Origin of the sequence: Amycolatopsis sp. NPDC051716, from assembly GCF_040681595.1 — a bacterium.
Classification (GTDB): domain Bacteria; phylum Actinomycetota; class Actinomycetes; order Mycobacteriales; family Pseudonocardiaceae; genus Amycolatopsis.
The window spans coordinates 86,370-101,012 of sequence record NZ_JBFAZA010000001.1; the positions used below are offsets into that span (position 1 = coordinate 86,370).

Annotated in this window: 14 protein-coding genes; 3 read left to right on the forward strand and 11 right to left on the reverse strand. The window is 71.2% G+C overall.

Translation table 11 applies throughout. From position 1 onward, the window contains the following. Positions 1–66 precede the first annotated feature (66 nt). Positions 67–1,944 (forward strand): DUF6541 family protein, encoded by a 1,878-nt coding sequence (locus AB0M30_RS00435; protein WP_364578042.1) that lies wholly within the window; start codon positions 67–69, stop codon positions 1,942–1,944. Between the two features lie 604 nt (positions 1,945–2,548). On the opposite strand, the gene AB0M30_RS00440 is transcribed toward AB0M30_RS00435, so the two are convergent. From AB0M30_RS00440 to AB0M30_RS00470, 7 genes are read right to left on the reverse strand one after another with little or no spacing between them, the layout of a single operon-like run. After that, positions 2,549–3,517, reverse strand: a complete 969-nt coding sequence (locus AB0M30_RS00440) for a lysylphosphatidylglycerol synthase transmembrane domain-containing protein (protein WP_364578044.1) — start codon at positions 3,515–3,517, stop codon at positions 2,549–2,551. Positions 3,518–3,529: 12 nt separating this feature from the next. Next, positions 3,530–4,771, reverse strand: a complete 1,242-nt coding sequence (locus AB0M30_RS00445) for an acyl-CoA reductase (protein ID WP_364578047.1) — start codon at positions 4,769–4,771, stop codon at positions 3,530–3,532. After that, entirely contained in the window at positions 4,768–5,820 is a 1,053-nt protein-coding gene (locus tag AB0M30_RS00450) for an acyl-protein synthetase (protein ID WP_364578050.1), read from the reverse strand. The genes AB0M30_RS00445 and AB0M30_RS00450 overlap by 4 nt, the downstream gene beginning before the upstream one ends. Next, positions 5,817–7,211, reverse strand: coding sequence for an AMP-binding protein (locus AB0M30_RS00455; protein ID WP_364578053.1), 1,395 nt, complete (start codon positions 7,209–7,211; stop codon positions 5,817–5,819). Before AB0M30_RS00455 ends, AB0M30_RS00450 begins: the two co-directional genes overlap by 4 nt. Next, a complete protein-coding gene (locus AB0M30_RS00460; RefSeq protein WP_364578055.1) occupies positions 7,208–7,942 on the reverse strand; it encodes a glucose 1-dehydrogenase in 735 nt (244 codons plus the stop codon). Before AB0M30_RS00460 ends, AB0M30_RS00455 begins: the two co-directional genes overlap by 4 nt. Beyond that, complete coding sequence (locus AB0M30_RS00465; RefSeq protein ID WP_003096467.1) at positions 7,935–8,180, reverse strand: acyl carrier protein; 246 nt, start codon at positions 8,178–8,180, stop codon at positions 7,935–7,937. The genes AB0M30_RS00460 and AB0M30_RS00465 overlap by 8 nt, the downstream gene beginning before the upstream one ends. 10 nt (positions 8,181–8,190) lie before the next feature. Continuing rightward, positions 8,191–8,910 carry a UDP-N-acetylglucosamine acyltransferase gene (locus AB0M30_RS00470; RefSeq protein ID WP_364578058.1) on the reverse strand — a complete coding sequence of 240 codons (720 nt, stop codon included), beginning with the start codon at positions 8,908–8,910 and terminating at the stop codon, positions 8,191–8,193. A 149-nt stretch (positions 8,911–9,059) separates the two neighbouring features. Between AB0M30_RS00470 and AB0M30_RS00475 the strand changes: the two genes are divergently transcribed. Together AB0M30_RS00475 and AB0M30_RS00480 are read left to right on the forward strand one after the other, a co-directional pair. Next, positions 9,060–10,166: a DegT/DnrJ/EryC1/StrS family aminotransferase gene (locus AB0M30_RS00475; RefSeq protein ID WP_364578060.1), complete on the forward strand. Its 1,107-nt coding sequence runs from the start codon at positions 9,060–9,062 to the stop codon at positions 10,164–10,166. Continuing rightward, positions 10,163–11,119, forward strand: a complete 957-nt coding sequence (locus AB0M30_RS00480) for a Gfo/Idh/MocA family oxidoreductase (protein ID WP_364578063.1) — start codon at positions 10,163–10,165, stop codon at positions 11,117–11,119. Before AB0M30_RS00475 ends, AB0M30_RS00480 begins: the two co-directional genes overlap by 4 nt. On the opposite strand, the gene AB0M30_RS00485 is transcribed toward AB0M30_RS00480, so the two are convergent. The 4 genes from AB0M30_RS00485 to AB0M30_RS00500 form a co-directional block, all read right to left on the reverse strand. Continuing rightward, positions 11,116–12,456: a M20/M25/M40 family metallo-hydrolase gene (locus AB0M30_RS00485; RefSeq protein ID WP_364578728.1), complete on the reverse strand. Its 1,341-nt coding sequence runs from the start codon at positions 12,454–12,456 to the stop codon at positions 11,116–11,118. The two genes, AB0M30_RS00480 and AB0M30_RS00485, sit on opposite strands and share 4 nt — an antisense overlap. 85 nt (positions 12,457–12,541) lie before the next feature. Further along, on the reverse strand, positions 12,542–13,252 hold the full coding sequence (locus AB0M30_RS00490) for a hypothetical protein (RefSeq protein ID WP_364578066.1): 711 nt from the start codon (positions 13,250–13,252) through the stop codon (positions 12,542–12,544). Next, positions 13,249–13,761 carry a SigE family RNA polymerase sigma factor gene (locus tag AB0M30_RS00495; RefSeq protein ID WP_364578069.1) on the reverse strand — a complete coding sequence of 171 codons (513 nt, stop codon included), beginning with the start codon at positions 13,759–13,761 and terminating at the stop codon, positions 13,249–13,251. Before AB0M30_RS00495 ends, AB0M30_RS00490 begins: the two co-directional genes overlap by 4 nt. 246 nt (positions 13,762–14,007) lie before the next feature. Then, positions 14,008–14,583: a Uma2 family endonuclease gene (locus AB0M30_RS00500; protein ID WP_364578072.1), complete on the reverse strand. Its 576-nt coding sequence runs from the start codon at positions 14,581–14,583 to the stop codon at positions 14,008–14,010. Positions 14,584–14,643 lie beyond the last annotated feature (60 nt).

Sequence of the window (14,643 nt, forward strand, 5' to 3'; positions counted from 1 at the left end):
GGAAAAGCACCGATCGGGGCGCCGGCACAGCGCGTCCGGCCGGCCATTCCGGGCTTAGTCTCCAGCGTGCTCTCCGCCAGCATCGCCATTGTCGTCATCGTCGTGCCCGGTCTCGTGATCGGTCTCGCCGCGGGTTTGCGCGGCTGGGTCGTGGCCGGGATGGCGCCGTTGCTGAGCTACGCCGCCGGCGGCCTGACCGGTCCGTGGGCCGCGGCGGCCGGGCTGCCGTTCGCCCCGCTGACCTACGCCGGCTCGGCCGTCGTGTTCGCCGCGATCGCCTTCGGTGTCCGGAGGAGCACGGTGCGCCGCCACCGGCCGGCACCGGATCCGGGGCTGTGGGCGCGGCGCGGGCACCTGGCGGTGCTGGCGTGCCTGCTGTCCGCGGCGGCGATCGGGGCGGCCGCCGTGCTCTTCGGACTGGGCCGCATCGGCGCGCTGCCGCAGGGCTTCGACGCGGTCTACCACGGCAACGCCGTCCGCTACATCGCCGCCACGGGCGACGGCAGCCTGTTCGGCACGGGCCACGTGAACTGGTACGGCGACGCGGCACCGGTGTTCTACCCCAACGCCTACCACCTGCTGGCGGCGGTGACCTACCGGCTCGGCGGGGTGCCGGTCCCGGAGACGCTGGACGCGAACACGGTGCTGCTGCCGGCGTTGCTGGCGTTGTCGCTGGTGACGCTGGTGCGGGAGTTCCGCGGCCGGGCGGTGCTCGCCGGCGCGGTGGCGCTGACGGCGGTGGCGCCGGTGATGGGCGTCTACGAGTCGATGAGCCGGGGGCCGCTGCTGCCGTTCGCGCTGGGGGTGGCGTTGACGCCGCTGGCCGCGGTGGCCCTGCACCGGTACCTGGAGCGGCCCGCACCGGACACGGCGCTGGTGCTCGTGCTGGCCGCGGTGGGGCTGCTGTGCATTCATTCGTCGACATTGTTCGGCGGGATCCTGTTCGCCGGACCGCTGCTGGTGCAGCGCTGGCTCACGGGATGGCGCCGGCTCGGCCGCGACCTCCTGGCGCTGCTGCTGATCGCGGTGGTTTCGCTGCTGGTGGCCTGGCTGCAGCTGTTCGGGGCGCTGGGGCTGGCGGTGCCGTACTACGGCTGGCCGAGCGAGTACCGCGCCTCGACGGCGCTGGGCGCGCTGCTGGGGTTCCAGCACCTCGAGCCGCACCCGCAGGTGTGGCTGTCGGTGGCGTTGTTCTTGGGGATCGTGTTCTTCGCGCGGGCGGGTGAGCTGCGCTGGATCGGCCTGACGGCGGCGGTGACGGGCCTGGCCTACATGGCGGTGGCGTCGTCGAACACGCCGATCGTGATGGCGCTGTCCCGGCCCTGGTGGGACGACCCGTACCGGTTCTTCTCGATGGCGGCGGTCCCGCTGTCGGTCCTGGCGGCCCACGGCCTGGCCTCGACACAGGCCTGGCTGCGCGATCGGCTGCCGTCCCGGGTCCCGCCGGCCGCCGTCGCCTCGGTGGTCCTGCTGGGGTTCGTACTGCTCACGAACGGGCTGTACGTCCGCTCCAACGGGCACCAGGTGTACCTGGGCTACCAGGCGGCGGACCCGTCGACGCTGCCCGTGACCCCCGGCGAACAGACGGCGATGGCCGAACTCGGCGCGCGGGCCGGACCCGGCGAATGGGCCATGAACGACCGGTTCGACGGAACGGCGTGGACTTACGCGTTGACAGGAATTCGAACGGTCGCCGCGCATTTCGACGAAACTTCCCCACCCGCGGACGCGGTGCTGCTGGCGAACCGCTTTCGAAACTATTCGACGGATCCGGCGGTGCGGGTGGCGGTGCGCCGGCTGAACATCCATTGGGTCATTCTGGGAAAACCGGCCTCCGAACCGGGCCACCCTTATCAGCCGGGGTTGACCGGATTGGCGGACGAGCCGTTCTTGAGGGCGGTGTACCGGAACCCGGACGCGGTGATCTACCGGCTGGTGCCGTGAGGGGGGTCGGCCGTGCGGGAGGGAGTCGGGCAGGAGCGGCCGGGGCAGCGGTGGGCTCGGCGCGGGCGGCCGGCGCAGGTGGCCCGGCGTGCTCGGCGCGGCCGGCTCTGATCGGCCGGCGCCGCGACGGGCTCGGTGCGGGCGGCTCTGGTAAGTCGGCGCCGCGGCGGGCTCGGCGCGGGCGGCTCTGGTCGACCGACGCCGCAGCGGGCCCGGCGCGGGGGCTCTGGCTGGTCGGCGCCCGGGCGATCGAGCGTGGTCACCGCCGCGCGCGGGCAGCTCGGGCATCGCGCAGTTGAGCGCATTTCGCGTGTCGGCCATGGCGCACGCCCGACACGCGCAGGAGTGGCCGGCCTCGCGGCGGACTCAGCCGCGCGGGAGGGACTCGGGCAGGAGCGGCGGGCGCCGTGGCGGGCTCGGCGCCGGCGGCTTTGGCTGGTCGGCGCCGCGGGATCGAGCGTGGTCACCGCCGCGCGGCGCGCAGCTCGGGCAACGCGCGGCACCGGCAGGGCAGGAGCGGCTGGCCACGGCATGCGCCCCGGCGGGCAGCTCGGAGTTGTCCACATGTGCGTAAAGCCTGTGGACAACCGGGGGGTAACTCGGGTCAGGCGGAGGTGGCCGCCGGGCGGACCGAGCGGGCCGCGACCGCCGCGAAGCCCGCCGTCAGGAGGTCGGCCACCGTGAACATCACGCGGGACGCCACCGCGAACGCCGTGGCCTGGCCGACGGTCAAGCCGCTTGCTGTCAGGACCGCGACCTGGGCCACCTCGCGGACGCCGACGCCGCTGGGGAGGATGAACGCGAACGTGCCCACCGTCATCGCCACGGCCATCGCGCCCACGCACAGCACGAAGCCGCTGAGGCCCGGCGTGCCCACCGAGTTGGCCAGCAGCCAGAGGTGGACGCCCTGCAGGCACCACGCCGCCGTCGAGGCGCCGAAGACCTTGCCGATCACGCGCCAGCCCAGTGGGTGCTGCAGCGGCGGACGGCGGAGGATCCGCAGCACGAGCGAGGTGCCCCAGGTGAGGATCTTCGGGTGCAGCATCGCCAGGCCGAGCGGGATGAGCACGAACAGCCACAGCGCGCGCGGGCTGTTGCTGAACACCGCGGGCGCGGCCAGGAGCGATACCACCAGCGCCGACACCACGCCCACGCCGAGCTGGATCAGGGAGCCGGTGAAGATCCGGGCGCGGGCCAGGCCCGCCTTGCGGCCCAGCTCCATCTGCAGCAGGTACGCCCAGACCGAGCCCGGCACGTACTTGCCGAGCGAACCGACCAGGCAGATCTGCGCACCGCGGGCGTAGCCGATCGGCTCGCCCAGGTCGTCGACCATCACCTGCCAGCCCCAGGTCGACACCAGGATCGCCGCGACCAGGGCGACCAGGCTGAGCAGGGACGACTCCCAGGCGACATCACGCAGGGTGTGCCAGAACTCGCCCCAGTTGGCCGCCAGCTGCTTCGCCGCGAAGCCGATGACCAGCAGGATCGCCACCCACCGGACGACGTCGAGGATCTTCGCCCGGGTGGACTTCGGCTGCTTGCCGGCAGCCGGCAGGTCCTCAACTGTCGTCATCGACGGCTCTCCTCAGGCCTGGACCGTGACCAGGCGGCTGAACTCGGACAGCAGATCGTAGCCGTCCCACACCGCCGAGAAGGTCAGGGCCGAGCCGAACGGCACGATCCGGTCGACGCCGCGGCCCGCGAGCTCGTGCGCGAACGCCGACAGCTCCTCGGCCGTGAAGCCGAACTGGCTGACCGTCTGGTCCTTGCGGAGCACGATCGGCACCAGGTCGGCCAGCGAGGACACGCGCGCGTTGGCGAACGTGCCGGCGCCGAGCCACTCGCGCGGCAGCACCGCCGGGTCGGTCAGCTCGAGCGTGGCCAGGCCGTTGCCCTGGAACGCGATCTCCTTGACCAGTCCGTCGGCCGCCGCGCCGTACGCCGCGACGCGCTTTTGGACCGCCATCGCGGGCTCGGTGACGTGCTGCTTCGTCTCCAGCACCGCCGCCAGCAGCGTGCGGAACTCCTGCCCCGCGGCCCGGGCGCCGGGCTCGTCGCCGACCCAGAACACCGCGCGCGGGGATGAGCAGGCGGCCTGGTCGAACCAGTACGAGTCGTTGTAGAAGCCCTCGGCGGCCGCACGGCGCTCTTCGGAGGACGCTCGCTGCCAGCCCGCCACCGACGCGACGGCGAACGAGGAGCGGTCCGGGAACGTCAGGTCACGCGCGTGCGGTGCGAGCGGGTACTTGCGCAGGGCCGCGACCGAGCCGTCGCCGCCCCAGATGACGCGCAGGTCCGCGGCCAGCGACAGGGCGCCGCTCACCTCGTCGCTGCGGTCGTAGGTCACCATGCGCTGGGTGGCCGTGATGGCGGCCGCGGTCGCCGGGTCCACTTCGGACAGTGCCGCGTTCAGCGCCTCCAGCACCGCCTCGGCGGCCCCCGCCGAGCGCGACGACACCCGCACGACGTTGTGGTTGCCCGCCAGCGCGGACAATGCCCACGAGTAGACGAAGATCGTGTCGACGTTCGCCGGCGGCACGTGGAACACCAGCCCGCGCGGAAACCGCAGCGCGGTGCCCGAAGTGTCCAGAGTGGACAGTGCCTTGGCGATTTCGCCCTTGCGCAGGAAGAAGCCGAGCGACGCCAGCTCCGGGAACCGGCGCGCGGTGGCCGGGGCCAGCAGCTTGCGGGCGAACTTCGTGACGAATTCGACGATCCGCGGGTCGCCGACCTTCAACCGGCCGCCGGGCAGTTCGGCGCGCAGTTCGCCGACCAGGGCACCGACCTCGACCGGGGGACCGGCGGGGAATCGCTGGGTGAGGCTCATGCCGCCGCTCCCGAGAACGTGTCCGAGCACCCGCGGGCCTCCGCCTTCGGCAGCCGCCCGAGCACGGAGAAGTGCTTGCCCGGCCAGTCGCCGTCGTCGATGCCGTTGTACACGCCGAGGTCTTCGGTCAGCAGGACGTGCCCCGGGTACGACCGCGGCAGCGTCGAGACGACCTCGATCACGCCCGGCTCCCCGACCGGCTGCTCTTCCCAGGTCTCCGGGTTCCGGATCACGACGTCGGCGAAGTCCGGGCAGTACAGCGAGTTCCCGGACGGGCCTTCGAGGAAGACGGTGCCGATCTGCTCGATCATCCCGTAGTAGTTGTGGATCCGGGTGAGCCCGGTGTCCTCTTTGAACCGGCGGCGGAACTCCGTGTTGTCGACCGCGCGATCGATCAGCTTCTTCCAGCCACCGCTGTGGATCAGGATGCCGTTCGACAGGTCGAGCCCGTGGTCGCGCGCGACCTCGTAGAGGTACAGCCACACCATGAACGTGAACCCGAAGATCAGGAACGGCTTGTCGCCGTACTCGGCCAGGAACTTCTTGACCGCTTCGACGTCCGGCTGGTCGTTCTCGTCGAGCACGTACGTGTGCTTGCGGCCGAAGTTCGCCATGCCCAGCACGCCGGCGCCGCGCGCGGAGAACGAGCGGCGGTTCTTGATGATGCCGATGGTGTCGACCATCAGCATCGGCAGCCGCTCGCCGCCGAGGACCTCCTGCAGCGTCGCGCCCAGCTGCTTGGTCTGCGCGCCGGCCGCTTCCTTGTCGAGGTAGATCCGGGACGCGCCGGCGCCGGTGGTGCCCGACGACGTCAGCGTCTTGAACACCTCGCTGTCCGGGACCGACTTCAGGTCGTGCGTCTTGAACATGCGCACCGGCAGCCACGGCAGGTCGGCGATCGTGGCGAAAGAGGCGTCGGACGCGATCCCCAGCGAGGCCAGGATCCGGTCGTAGCCCGCGGAGTTCGCCCGGTGGTGGGCCGTCAACGAGGCCAGCTCGGGCAGCAGCAAGGCTTCCCGGTCGGCCTGCGACCGCGTGAACACACTCATACCCGCCCCTCCAAGGTCCGGTAGTCGATCTTGCCGCTGGCCAGCAGCGGCACGGTGTCGATCGGGCGGACGTCGAACCCGCTGACGTGCAGGTGCAGCCGCTCGGACAGCGCCCGCGACGCGTCCTTGCAGATATCCTTGTCGACCCCTTCGGCGAACAGCACGACCTTGTCGCCGGCGGCCACCGCGGCCACCACGTCGATCCCCACCGCCGCCGTGCGCGCGGCCTGCTCGAGGTCGTCGAGGCTGACGCGGTTGCCGAAGACCTTGCCGATGCGCTTGAGCCGGCCGGTGATGAACAGGTAGCCCTCTTGGTCGAGGTACCCGAGGTCACCGGTGGCCAGCACGCCACCGAATTCGTCGCCCTTGGCCAGTCCGGACTCGTCGTCCGCATAGCCCATCATCACGTTGGGCCCACGGTAGACGACCTCACCGACAATTTTCGGGTGCGTGGTCTCCGAGCCGTCGTCGCGGCGGACCGAGAACTTCCCGCCCGGCAGCGCCGGCCCGGCGGAACCGAGCTTTTCGGCCAGCCGCTCGGCGGGCACCGTCGTCATCCGCGGCGACGCCTCGGTCTGGCCGTACATGACGTACATCCGGCCGCCGACGGCGAGCATCTTGTCGTTGAACTCGGCGATCAGCTCGTCGCGCAGCTTCCCGCCGGCCTGCGTCAACGTCCGCAGCGTCGGGTACTTCGCGGGGTCGAACTTGAGCCGCCGCAGCATTTCGTAGTGGTACGGGACACCCGAAAGCGACGTGACGCCGTGGGTGGTCACCGCGTCCCAGAACCCGCGGCCGAGCACGCCCGACGGCTCGATCACGATGGTCGCGTCCCGCACCAGGTGCGAGTTCAGCACCGACAGGCCGTAGCTGTAGTGCAGCGGCAGGCACGTCGGCGCGACCTCGTCGGCGTCGATGTGCAGCACCTGCGCGATGGCGTCGGCGTTGGTGAGGATCGCCTCGCGCGAAAGCCGGACGAGCTTCGGGTTGCCGGTCGAGCCGCTGGTCGGGAGCAGGACGGCGAGGTCGGGGTGCGGGCTGACGCCCTCAGCCGAAGAGCGAACCCAGTCGTCACCCCGGACGAAGTACCCGTCCGGCGCGTCACCGGAGGCCGACAGCACCGCGGCCGGGCGGAAGCGCGAGACGAGCCCGGCGAGCACGTCGGCGTCGAGGGCCGGGTCGATCAGCGCGATCGCGCGCCCCGACTCGAACGCGCCCAGGTAGGTCAGCACGCTCGGCAGGTCGACCGCCATCCGCGCGAAGACGACCCCGGTGGGCAGCGCGCTCAGCGCCTCCATCGCGCGGCCGACCTCGGCCGCCAGTTCCGCGCCCGCCAGCGTGCGGCCCCCGGCCACGTCCACCAGCCGAGCTCCCGCACCCAGCAACGTCACAGCACCAAGCCTCCGTCGATCCCCAGCACCTGGCCGGTGATGAACGACGCCTCGTCGCTCACCAGGAACCGGATCGCGTTCGCGACTTCTTCGGGCCGGCCCAGGCGCCCGAGCGGCGTCCGGCCCGAGTTTTCGGCCTTCGCGTCCTCGCTCAGGCCCGCGGTCAGATCGGTCTCGATCACGCCCGGCGCCACCGCGTTGACGCGGATGCCGGACCGGCCGAGCTCCTTCGCCGCCGAACGCGCGATGTTCGCCACCGCCGCCTTCGACGCCGCATACACGGTCTGACCAGCGCTTCCGTACTCGCCGACGATCGAAGCGAGCACGACGATCGAGCCGGTCTTCTTCCGCATCATCGCCCGGGCCGCGGCCTGGACGGTGTGCAGCGTGCCGGCGACGTTCGTGCTCAGCGTCGTGTCGACGAGGTCTTCCTTGATCATCCCGAGGAGCGCGTCCTCCATGATCCCGGCGTTCGCGACGACGATGTCCAGCTTGCCGTGCTCCTTGGCGACCCCCCTGACCAGCGAAGACACCGCCTTCGCGTCGGTGACGTCCAGCGCGAGCCCGGAGGCACCCACCGAGGCGGCCGCCTCCTTGGCGCGAGCCTCGTCGCGGCCGGTGAGCACCACCGTCGCGCCCGACTCCACCAACGCGCGGGCGGTGGCCAGGCCGATCCCCCGCGTCCCGCCGGTGACGAGCGCGACGCGACCGGACAGCGGCAAATCAGTCATTCTTCGACTGCAGCTCGGTCACCATGTCGACGGCGACCTTGAAGCTCGACATGTCGATGACCTGGTCGGTGTCGAATTCGACGTCGAACTCGTCCTCGATGGCCGCGACCAGCGCCATGTGGCCGACCGAGTCCCACGCCTCGATGTCGCGGTACTTCAGGTTCTCGACGTCCACGCCGCCGTCGAGGTCCAGCGCCTCGACGAAGACCTCGCGCAGCTTGGGGGCGACTTCCGACATCAGGCAGCTCCTAGTGCTCTTCGCGCGGGCGAGCGTCCCACGCCTTTAACAAGGTAGAGAGGTCGCCGGGCAGCGTGACGTCCGGGAGACCTTCCTTGCCCTTCAGCCACGGCCCGAGTGCCTCGATCGTCCCCTCGTCGAGACCGCGGCGGGACAGGCCCACGACGTTGACACCGGTGACGCGGGCCGGGTTGCCGACGGCGATGGTGAACGCGCCGATCTCGCGCCGCACCGCCGAGCCCATGCCGATCATCGCGCCGGGGCCGATCACGACCTTCTGGTGCAGGATCGCGCCCATGCCGAGGTTCGCGCCGTCCCAGATGTGGCAGTGGCCACCGGTGACGGCGTTGGAGGCGATCGTGACGCCGTCGCCGACCAGGCAGTCGTGCGCGATGTGGGCGTTGCGGAGGAGGTAAGCGTCGCTGCCGACCGTCGTCGTCCGCCAGGTCCCTTGGTGGACACTCACGTACTCGCGGATGCGGTTGCGGCTGCCGATGACGACGCCGTGGCCGTCGTGATCCGGGTCATGGCGCAGTGCCTCATTCCAGGCCGCCGGGTGGGGACGGCTGCGGTCCTCGCCGGGCGTGCCGATCGTCACGTGCGGGCCGATCCAGTTCCCGTCGCCGATCCGGACCGGCCCGGCGAGCACGGCGAACGGCCCGATGACGTTGTCCTCGCCGAGCTCGACGCCTTCGCCGATGACGGCGGTCGGGTGGATGCGGTTGGCCACGGGCGGGTATCCGTTCGTCGGCGGCTGGGTACGGGGCGTGCCATCGCGCCCGGTAACGTGTGGCCCGCGTTGTTGCAGGGCAGCCGGGCGCAGAACCGGCGGCTCACTGTACCGGACGCGCCGAAATCGCCTGCCGAGAGAGACTGCCCATGATCCCCATCACCGTGGTCGACGTCCGCGACGCGGAGGACCTCGTCGTCGAGGTGCTGCGCTCCGGCGCCATCGCACAGGGACCGATGGTCAAGCGCTTCGAAGACGCCTTCGCGGCGGTCTCCGGGACGAAGCACGCGATCGCGGTCAACAACGGGACCACCGCGCTGGTGGCCGCGCTCCAGGTCCTCGACCTGCGGCCGGGCGACGAGGTCATCACCTCGCCGTTCACCTTCGTGGCGACGCTGAACGCCATCCTCGAGGCCGGCGCCACCGTCCGGTTCGCCGACATCCGGCGTGACGACTTCGCGATCGACCCGGAGAACACTGCGGCCGCTGTGACGGACCGCACGAAGGTCCTCATGCCGGTGCACCTCTACGGCCAGACGGCCGACATGGGCAAGCTCGCGCCCCTGGCCGCCGAGCGCGGCCTGCACGTGATCGAGGACTCGGCACAGGCCGGCGGCGCGTCGTTCGAAGGCAAGCCGGCCGGTTCGTTCGGCATCGGCTGCTTCTCGCTGTACGCGACGAAGAACATCACCACCGCCGAGGGCGGCGTCATCACCACGGACGACGACGCGCTGGCCGACAAGCTGCGCGTGCTGCGCAACCAGGGCATGCGCGCCCGCTACCAGTACGAGGTCGCCGGGCACAACTACCGGATGACCGACCTGCACGCCGCCGTCGGCATCCCGCAGCTGGCGAAGCTCGACCAGCTGACCGCCGCCCGCCAGGCGAACGCGAAGCGCCTGTCGGAGGGCCTCGCCGGCACGCCGGGCCTCGACGTCCCGCAGGTGCTGCCGGGCCGCGAGCACGTGTGGCACCAGTACACGGTGCTGGTCGGGCCGCACGCGTTCCTGTCGCGCGACGAGCTCGCCGCGGCGCTGACCGAGCGCGGCATCGGCAACGGCATCTACTACCCCAAGATCGTCTTCGACTACGACTGCTACGCGGGTCACGACCTGATCCCGGGCGCGCGCGTCGAGGACTTCCCGGTGGCCCGCGCCGTTTCGGAGCAGGCGCTGTCGCTGCCGGTGCACCCGCACCTGACCGAGTCCGACCTGGACACCATCATCGAAACCGTTCGCGAGGTACTGGGCGCATGACGCATCGGATCGCTCTGGTCGGTACCGGGAACATGGGTTCCCTCCACGCCCGCGTGCTCGCCGGCAACGAGCGCGTCGACCTCGTCCGCGTGATCGATCCGCGCGAGGAAGCGGGCCGGGCCGTCGCCGAGCGGTACGAAACGCAGTGGACACCGGAGATCGGCGAACTGTCCGATGTGGACGCCGTCGTGCTCGCGTCGGCCACCGAGGTGCACTACGACCTGGCGCAGGAGATCTTCCGCCAGGGCAAGCCGATGCTGGTCGAGAAGCCGGTCTGCAACAGCTTCGAGAAGTCGCAGGAAATCGTCGCGCTGGCGGCGAAGAACGACATCCCGCTGATGTGCGGGCTGCTGGAGCGCTACAACCCGGCGGTGATGACCGCGCGGGCGCTGGTGCAGGAGCCGATCCACCTGATGGCCCGCCGCCACGGCCCGTACGCGCCGCGCATCAAGACCGGCGTCGCGTGGGACCTGCTGGTGCACGACGTCGACCTGGCGATCCAGTTCTTCGGCGGCGCGACGCCTTCGCGCGTGACCTCCGGCGCGGGCTACTTCCACCCGCAGTCCGCCGACGGCGCCGAGGACACCATCGAGACGGTGCTGTCGTTCCCGACCGGCCTGGCCACGGTGTCGGCGTCGCGGCTGGGGCAGCGGAAGGTCCGGTCGCTGATGGTGTCGGAGCTCGACCGGCTCATCGAGATCGACCTGCTGCGCCGCGACGTCACGATCTACCGGCACATCTCGCATGACTCCGTCACCCCGGACGGCCTCGGCTACCGGCAGCAGACGGTCATCGAGATCCCGGAGCTCGTCACGGCCCGCGAGCCGCTCGCCACCCAGCTGGACCGCTTCTGCGACCTCCTCGAAGGCAAGATCGACGCCGCCGCCGAGCGCGACCTGATCCTGCCCTCGCACCACGTCGTCGAGCAGGTCCTGACGCAGGCCGCGGCCTAACTCACCGGCGACGGGAACGCGGCCGGGCTCCGGCGCCCGCCGGAGCCCACCGCGCGGACGCCGAAGAAGACGTTGTCCTTCGACAGGTCGATCTTCGCCGTCAGTGCCGGGCCGGCGTCGATGGCGTGCGTCCAGTCCGGGGCGGTCGTTTCGCGCCAGACGACCTCGTAGCTCGTGGCGCCCGGCGTGGCGGTCCAGAGCAGCTCGGAGTCGTTCGTCAGCGCCGCCGTGCGGATCTTCACGCCCTTCGGCGTGCCCGGTGCGGTGGCGAGCGACCACAGCGCGGCGCCGTTCACCCGCGCGACCCGGGCGATGAACGGGAAGTCGCAGAACTCCGGCAGATCGCCGTACTGGACGCCGTTCTCGACGCGGACGTCCTGGTGCTGGTGCGCGAAGTCCTCGTTCGGTTCGGTGAACCGCGCCGCCGGGTAGCCCTGTTCCAGGAAGCCGATGTGGTCGCCGCCGCGCAGGTAGCGGTCGCGGCGGTAGACGACCCGGACGGTCATGCCGGTCGCGTCGTTCTCCGCCACTGACTTCACGAACCGGGCCAGCTGCCGCGGCGGGGAGTCGTTCTCGCCGCCGATGCTGCGGCGCAGGTTCGCCTCGGCCGGCGTCTCCGCCGTCGGGACGCCCTCGGCGAAGAGGCGGATGGTGAACGGATCGCGCGTGCCGTCGTCGGCGCGGCTCGAGCCGACGATGTCGTCGGTGAACATCGCCTGGACGTCGGTGCCGGCCGCCTTGAACTGCTGCGCCAGGTACCGCGAGCCGTACAGGCCCTGCTCCTCGCCCGCGACGGCGGCGAAGACAATCGTCGCGGCCGGCTGCCGGGTCGAGAGCACCCGGGCCAGCTCCAGGACGACCGCGACACCCGAAGCGTCGTCGTCCGCGCCCGGCGCGTCCCCGGTGAAGTCCATGACGTCGGTGCGGCGCGAGTCGTAGTGCCCCGAAACGACGTACACGCGGCCGGGATCGGTGGCCCCGCGCAGCGTCGCGACGACGTTGGTGATCTTCGTCGGCACCGGGATCCGGTCGGCGGGCGGCTGGACGTACGACTGCAGCTCGACGCTCAGCCGTCCCCCGGAAGCCGCCGCGACCTGCTGAAACTGCGCGAAGAGCCAGTCGCGCGCGGCACCGATGCCGCGGGCCGGGTCGTCTTGGGCGGACAGCGTGTGCCGGGTGCCGAACGCGGCCAGCCGCCGCACGGTCGCTTCGATCCGCCGGTCGTCGACCTGGCGGAGCAGCGCGCGCAGTTCCTGATCGGGACGCTGCGGGCGGACCGGGACGCCGGGCCCGCGATCGCCGAGTTCGGCGGCGCCGGCCGGAGTGGCGGCCACCATGCCGAGGGCGGCCGACGCGGTGAGGAACGCTCGTCGAGAGGTCACGATTCACGTCTTACGCCCGCATCGGGTGGGCGGGTACCGCCTACTTGGTGAGCCGCTTGCCGACGCCGTCGTAGGCGATCAGCGGCGTCAGGACGGCGGCGTCGGGCACGGCCTCGGGGTCGAACCAGAAGATGACCACGTTCGCGTCCGCGGTCCACCGGGCCAGGTGCGCCTCGACGGTCCGGCCGTGCACCGTGGTCGTGATCTTCGCCGCCGGGCCGGCGAAGTAGCCGAAGACCGGGATGAGCTGGTCGCGGATCACCTCGCCGCCGTCGGTGGCGTGGAAGCCGAAGGACCGGTCGGAGCCGCGGAACTCGTTCGTCGCCAGCACGGACTGCAGCGAGGCCCCGGATCGGAAGCCGGCCACCAGGCCGAACCGGATGTCCGGCAGCTCCGGCGCGTCGACGGCCCGCGCGTAGAAGACCAGCTCGCCCGACTGCGTCCGGATCCCGGTGCCGACGACGTCCCCGATCGGCTGCTCCGCGGGCGGCGCCGGCGACGTCGTGGACACGGCCGGTGCCGGCGCGGGCGGCTGCGCGACCGGCGCGGGCGCGGGCTGCCGCAGCTGGATGGCGAGCACCACGACGAGCACGACGGCGGCCGCGGCGGCGACCCCGGCTGTCCCGGTCAGCAGGCGGCGGCGACGCCGCAGGCGCGTGCCGTCGGCCATGATCCTGGCCAGATCGGGCTCGGCGAAGGGCTCGCCGGGCGGCTGCCGGAGGGCGGCGCGGAAGTCGTCGAGTTCGTTCACCGCCCGCTCCTCCCGATCAGCGTGTCCTCCGGGTCCGCCGCTTCGAGCCGAAGCTTGGCCAATGCCCGCGAGTTCGTGCTCTTCACGGTACCCAGGGAAACGCCGAGCTCACGGGCCACTTCGGCTTCCGGCAGGTCGAAGAAATGCCGGAGCACGACGACCGCGCGTTCGCGGGCGGTGAGCGTCTTGAGCACCGCGGTGAGCCACGCGCGCTGGGTGACGGCCTTGTCGACGTCGAAGCCGTCCTGCCGCTCGGGCATGGCCTCGGTGGCGTACTCGCGGATCGGGCGCCGCCAGCCGTCGATGACGTGGTTCACCAGGACGGTCCGGGCGTAGCCGTAGGCGTCCTTGTGCCGGACGCGCGACCAGGCCGCGTAGGTGCGCGTGAAGGCGGTCTGGGCGGCGTCTTCCGCCTGGTGGCGGTCACCCGTGAGCAGGAACGCGGCGTGCGTGAGCCGGGCCGACGACGCGCGGACGAACTCCGCGAACTCCTCGTCGCCACGCGCCATGCGTCACCTCGTTCCGTCCTTCCCAGCGACGGCCGGCGCGCCGGAAGGTTGCTTCGTGGATCTTGTGAGCGTACGCCGAGGCGAACGAAACGTTGTGTAACCGATATCTCGCGCTCGGTCACTGAGTACTAAATTGTCCAGCGTACGGAGCGTGCGGATCCGTGCGTGGGACTTCGCCGCCGGGAGGATCGGGCGGTTTCACGACGGCGGCGCCGGCGTCCGGCGCCGGCGCCGCCGTCATCCACGTCAGGGCCGCTGGGCGCGCCGGGTGGTGAGGGCGTTCAGGTCGATGGTGAGCGAGCTGCCGGCGAACTGGAGTTGGGCGACACCGGAGAACTCGCCGAAGTTCTCGTACTCCCCCTCGATCAGCCGGTAGGTGATCATGCTGACCGGTGCGTCGAGGTCGACGATCCAGTAGTGCTCGATACCGGCCTCGGCGTACTCGGAGAACTTGGTGACCTGGTCGGTGCGCCGGGTGCCTTCGGACAGTACCTCGACCACCAGCCGGACGTCGCCCGCGTCGAGCCGCGCAGGATTGGTTTCCACGAGAGAGCTCGGAGCTGCGACCACGTCGGGCGAACGGACGGTCAGCGGCGCTTCGGAGACGACGACCTCGACTTCGCTCAACGCCCAGTACTCATCCGCAAGCTGCTCGTTGATCAGATAGCCAAGCCGCGTAACAGCAGACTGGTGGAACGACATCGGACGCGGCGCCACGACGAGGACCCCTTCGACCACTTCGACCTGGTACTCCGACGTCTCCGGCAGGTTGATCCAGTCGTCGAGGGACAGAAGATCGTGAGGCCACTCCATGACACTCATCCGCCTTCTCCCCACCATCGGTTACTGGACGTCATCTTCTCACGCCAGCTTGCCGCATCG

Bases quoted from the DNA above. Each gene is read 5' to 3' on its own strand.
- AB0M30_RS00440 (WP_364578044.1), bottom strand. From the start codon at position 3,517: ATGACGACAGTTGAGGACCTGCCGGCTGCCGGCAAGCAGCCGAAGTCC.
- AB0M30_RS00445 (WP_364578047.1), bottom strand. From the start codon at position 4,771: ATGAGCCTCACCCAGCGATTCCCCGCCGGTCCCCCGGTCGAGGTCGGT.
- AB0M30_RS00450 (WP_364578050.1), bottom strand. From the start codon at position 5,820: ATGAGTGTGTTCACGCGGTCGCAGGCCGACCGGGAAGCCTTGCTGCTG.
- AB0M30_RS00460 (WP_364578055.1), bottom strand. From the start codon at position 7,942: ATGACTGATTTGCCGCTGTCCGGTCGCGTCGCGCTCGTCACCGGCGGG.
- AB0M30_RS00465 (WP_003096467.1), bottom strand. From the start codon at position 8,180: ATGTCGGAAGTCGCCCCCAAGCTGCGCGAGGTCTTCGTCGAGGCGCTG.
- AB0M30_RS00475 (WP_364578060.1), top strand. From the start codon at position 9,060: ATGATCCCCATCACCGTGGTCGACGTCCGCGACGCGGAGGACCTCGTC.
- AB0M30_RS00480 (WP_364578063.1), top strand. From the start codon at position 10,163: ATGACGCATCGGATCGCTCTGGTCGGTACCGGGAACATGGGTTCCCTC.
- AB0M30_RS00485 (WP_364578728.1), bottom strand. From the start codon at position 12,456: ATGGTGGCCGCCACTCCGGCCGGCGCCGCCGAACTCGGCGATCGCGGG.
- AB0M30_RS00495 (WP_364578069.1), bottom strand. From the start codon at position 13,761: ATGGCGCGTGGCGACGAGGAGTTCGCGGAGTTCGTCCGCGCGTCGTCG.
- AB0M30_RS00500 (WP_364578072.1), bottom strand. From the start codon at position 14,583: ATGAGTGTCATGGAGTGGCCTCACGATCTTCTGTCCCTCGACGACTGG.